The organism is Jingyaoa shaoxingensis (assembly GCF_014385005.1).
Lineage (GTDB): Bacteria > Bacillota > Clostridia > Lachnospirales > Lachnospiraceae > Marvinbryantia > Marvinbryantia shaoxingensis.
Genome location: NZ_JACRSZ010000042.1, coordinates 1 through 3,829 on the forward strand (window position 1 = coordinate 1; position 3,829 = coordinate 3,829).

General features: G+C 42.9%; 4 protein-coding genes and 1 pseudogene. All 5 read left to right on the forward strand.

The window, feature by feature from the left end:
* The first annotated feature begins 338 nt into the window (after nt 1-338).
* A complete protein-coding gene (vanR, locus tag H8716_RS17275; RefSeq protein ID WP_249310199.1) occupies nt 339-1,058 on the forward strand; it encodes a VanR-ABDEGLN family response regulator transcription factor in 720 nt (239 codons plus the stop codon).
* Complete coding sequence (locus H8716_RS17280) at nt 1,042-2,175, forward strand: sensor histidine kinase (protein ID WP_456298682.1); 1,134 nt, start codon at nt 1,042-1,044, stop codon at nt 2,173-2,175. The genes vanR and H8716_RS17280 overlap by 17 nt, the downstream gene beginning before the upstream one ends.
* Nucleotides 2,176-2,268: 93 nt before the next feature.
* Nucleotides 2,269-2,541: a VanW family protein gene (locus H8716_RS17285; RefSeq protein WP_226815363.1), complete on the forward strand. Its 273-nt coding sequence runs from the start codon at nt 2,269-2,271 to the stop codon at nt 2,539-2,541.
* Between the two features lie 139 nt (nt 2,542-2,680).
* Nucleotides 2,681-3,493, forward strand: a complete 813-nt coding sequence (locus H8716_RS17290) for a M15 family metallopeptidase (protein ID WP_408610910.1) — start codon at nt 2,681-2,683, stop codon at nt 3,491-3,493.
* Nucleotides 3,490-3,618, forward strand: a pseudogene (locus tag H8716_RS18115) (D-alanine--(R)-lactate ligase); the annotation flags it as partial. The gene H8716_RS17290 and the pseudogene H8716_RS18115, both read left to right, overlap by 4 nt.
* Nucleotides 3,619-3,829: the final 211 nt, after the last annotated feature.

Consider the following 3,829-nt stretch of genomic DNA (forward strand, 5'->3'; position numbering starts at 1 on the left):
CTTAAACTCTTGTGAATACCTTGTACCTCTTGCCATAACCATTCTCCTCTCTTGATCTATGACTATCATATAATATTTATTGAAAATGGTCATGTTTATTTTGTACTATTTATATTCTATCACCAAATAAATAAGAAAGAAATATAATATAGCTTAGAGATGAACAGATACAACTAATATATCAAGGGGTTTCTTAACTTGCCAAAATTCAGCCCCAAGATATTGCAATCTGTGAGAAATTAGGAAAATCTTAATGTTTTCTCATGAAATAATAAGGATGTGTTGTGTTTGGCTTTGATAATATAATAATATATACTCTTTGAAGGGAGAGTGACTTCATGTCTAATAAAATATTAGTAGTCGATGACGAAACAGAAATTGCGGATTTAATAGAAGTCTATTTGAAAAACGAAAACTACACTGTATTCAAATTTTATACGGCCCAAGAAGCCCTTAACTGCATTGAAACAACCCCCATTGATCTTGCAATTTTGGATATTATGCTTCCTGACATAGATGGATTCACTCTATGCAAGAAAATCAGGGAACATCATACCTACCCAATCATCATGCTGACAGCCAAAGATGCTGAGACTGATAAAATTACCGGCCTTACTCTTGGAGCGGATGATTACATTACAAAGCCGTTTCGCCCTCTGGAGATGATTGCACGGGTAAAGTCTCAGCTTCGCCGGTATCAAAAGTACAATCCTGCTCATTCTGATATCGGTGCAACCTCGTCTGCCGCATCAGAAGATAATCTTGTTTGCGGTGCCTTGACAATGAATATCAAGGCACATACCTGCTTTTTGGGGGAAACGCCCTTGGTGCTGACACCTACGGAGTTTTCGATCCTGCGTATTCTTCTGGAAAATACCGGGAATGTAGTTAGTTCAGAAGATTTGTTTCACAAAATCTGGCAGGACGAGTATTACAGCAAATCCAACAACACCATCACTGTTCATATCCGCCACCTGCGGGAGAAATTGGGAGATAGCATGGACAAGCCCAGATTCATTAAGACGATATGGGGGGTAGGATATAAAATTGAAAGTTGATAAAAAAGACGAATACTTTGCTTTTCAATCCAAACTCATTCGACGAGTTTGCATGAATGTCATTACCTCTATCGTTGTGGTGGTGGGGCTGTATCTTTTCATCTGGAAACAGCGAATTGGCGATCTGATTGTATGGATTCTGGAAACCGTATTCGACATGAAGCATGAAGCAGCATTTTATTATTACGGTGACCATTTTCGAGGTAATAAAGAAATTTTTTTCGCTGTGGCCGTTCTTCTAATATTTACAGTCCTCATGGTACGAATTTTCCGGTGGGTTACCGGCTATTTCAGAGAGGTCAATCAAGGGATAGAGTCATTGCTGGCAGACGATGAAAAGCAAATCCAGTTGTCACCGGAAATGCTGCCATTTGAGCGGAAGCTAAACTCTGTAAAACAAACTTTAGCAGAACGTAAAATGGAAACCGCTTTGGCTGAACAGCGGAAAGACGAATTGGTTATGTACCTGGCCCATGATATTCGGACCCCACTCACATCTGTAATTGGATACCTCAATCTGTTGGAGGAAGATCCGAATATGCCCCCTGAGCAGAGGGCTGCGCGGGTTCATATCGCGTTGGAAAAAGCCTACCGACTGGAGACGATGGTAAATGAATTCTTTGAGATCACAAAATATAAATCTCAGAAAATCACCTTGTCCAAGGAAACCATCGACCTTTATTATATGCTGGTCCAACTATCGGATGAATTGTCTCCTGTTTTGGCTCCCAGGGGAAACACCGTTACCCTGCATCTTGACGAGAACTTGACCATCGAAGCCGATCCGGAAAAGCTGGCACGGGTATTCAACAACATTCTGAAAAATGCCGCATCGTATAGCTTCCCACATACCGAGATTGTGATCTCCGCAGAAAAATTGGAACATGAAGTCATCATTCGGTTTCAGAACAGTGGCGAAGATATTCCAAATGAGGCATTGACGTCTCTTTTCGATAAATTCTACCGGGTAGATCAGTCTCGTTCCTCTGATACAGGCGGCACAGGGCTTGGATTAGCCATAGCAAAGGAGATCGTCACGCTGCATGGCGGGGCAATCAGCGCATCCAGCAAAAATCATGTGGTTACATTTACAGTCTCTTTGCCGTTGTCAAATTAGCAATTTCTTTGCATTTTTTTAGGAATCAATCAACTTCTTATTAAAACAATCCATGCTCTTGTCCAGTAGAATGATACTGACAGGAGCATGGATTTGCTCTTTTATGAAACAAATCACCGAAAGGAGCGAAATGATGGGAAGGATACTCCGCTGACTGTTACAGAACAGCATACACATGGAATCGACCTTCACCGCAATACGCCCGGCATTCCCCAAGGAATTGACGCGGCGGTGGCGGAAGGCCGGCTGGATTTGAAGGTCAAAAACAACACCGCCTACACATTTCAAATCCAGATTTCTGTTGACAAATATCATATGAGAGGGAAAGTGTTGTCCGATGCAAAGCTGCGGACCGCCGCTGGATAGAACATAAGTAAAATCTCCCCCTTACATTAGGATTTTCTTAGGAAATAAACAACTTCATATTAAAGTTCCAAGCGCCGCTGTTCAGTACAATAAATGCTGACAGGGGCGCTTTTGCTCCCCTTCAGAAAGGAGGCTTTATATGATAGAAGAAAAAATGCTGCCTGTTCCCAATGAAGGTCGTCGCCGGAGGCAAAAGCAGCGGCGGAGGCGCTTTCCTTGGGGAAGTATTGCCACAGTCATTCTGGTCGTGGCTGTTTGTGTATATGCGTTCACATTGTTTGGAGATAAAGAATCGCCTGAAAATTACCAAGTAAACGACACCACAACACAGGGGCCTGATGATGTGCAAGTTGGCCTTTTGGATGAAAGCTCACCCCAAAACACGCAGACAGCAAATGATGACACCGACTGGAACTTGGTGTTGGTAAACTATGAAAACGCGATCCCCGAAAACTACGAGCCAAAACTGGTAGAGGTGCCCGGCGGTGAGAAAGTAGATGAACGCATCTATGATCCTCTCATGGAGATGTTGGAAGCAGCAAAGGAAGGAAATTGGGATCAACTGCCTATGGTCGTATCCGGTTACCGCACGCAGAAAAAGCAGCAGCAGCTTTATGACGACAAAGTGGCTGGATACCGCAAAGAGGGAAATTCCCAGAGCGAAGCGGAGGAACTGGCAAAGCAATGGGTATCTGTTCCCGGATACAGTGAACATCAAATTGGTTTAGCCGTGGACATCAACGGAGACACCTATGATCTTTATCTCTGGCTGCAAGAAAACAGCTACAAATACGGTTTTATCTTCCGTTACCCTGGAGATAAAACCGACATCACGGGCGTTGCCGAGGAAGTATGGCATTATCGGTATGTTGGCGTTGAGGCCGCCACAGAGATGTATGAAAAAGGGCTGTGCTTGGAGGAATATTTGGCAGAAAGGCAGGCAGAGCAATGAAAAGATGGAAAATCGCTGTTTTGTTTGGCGGCTGTTCCCCGGAGTATAGCGTGTCCCTCTAGTCCGCAGCCGCTGTGCTTCAGAATATGGACAGCAGCAAGTATGAAGCGGTAATGGTCGGCATATATTTTGCGATAGCAGGGATGATGGGATTGCAATATGCCTGTCAGAATACATTTCTTGCATTAGAAAATGCGACAGTTTCTTTTTCTATGCATCTACGATCAAATATCGTATTTTGTTCATGTTTTATGTGATTCTGTTTATATACAAGAGATACAGAATCATGATTAAATTGTAGTAAAGATGATTACCTTATAGGCGGACATTACATTT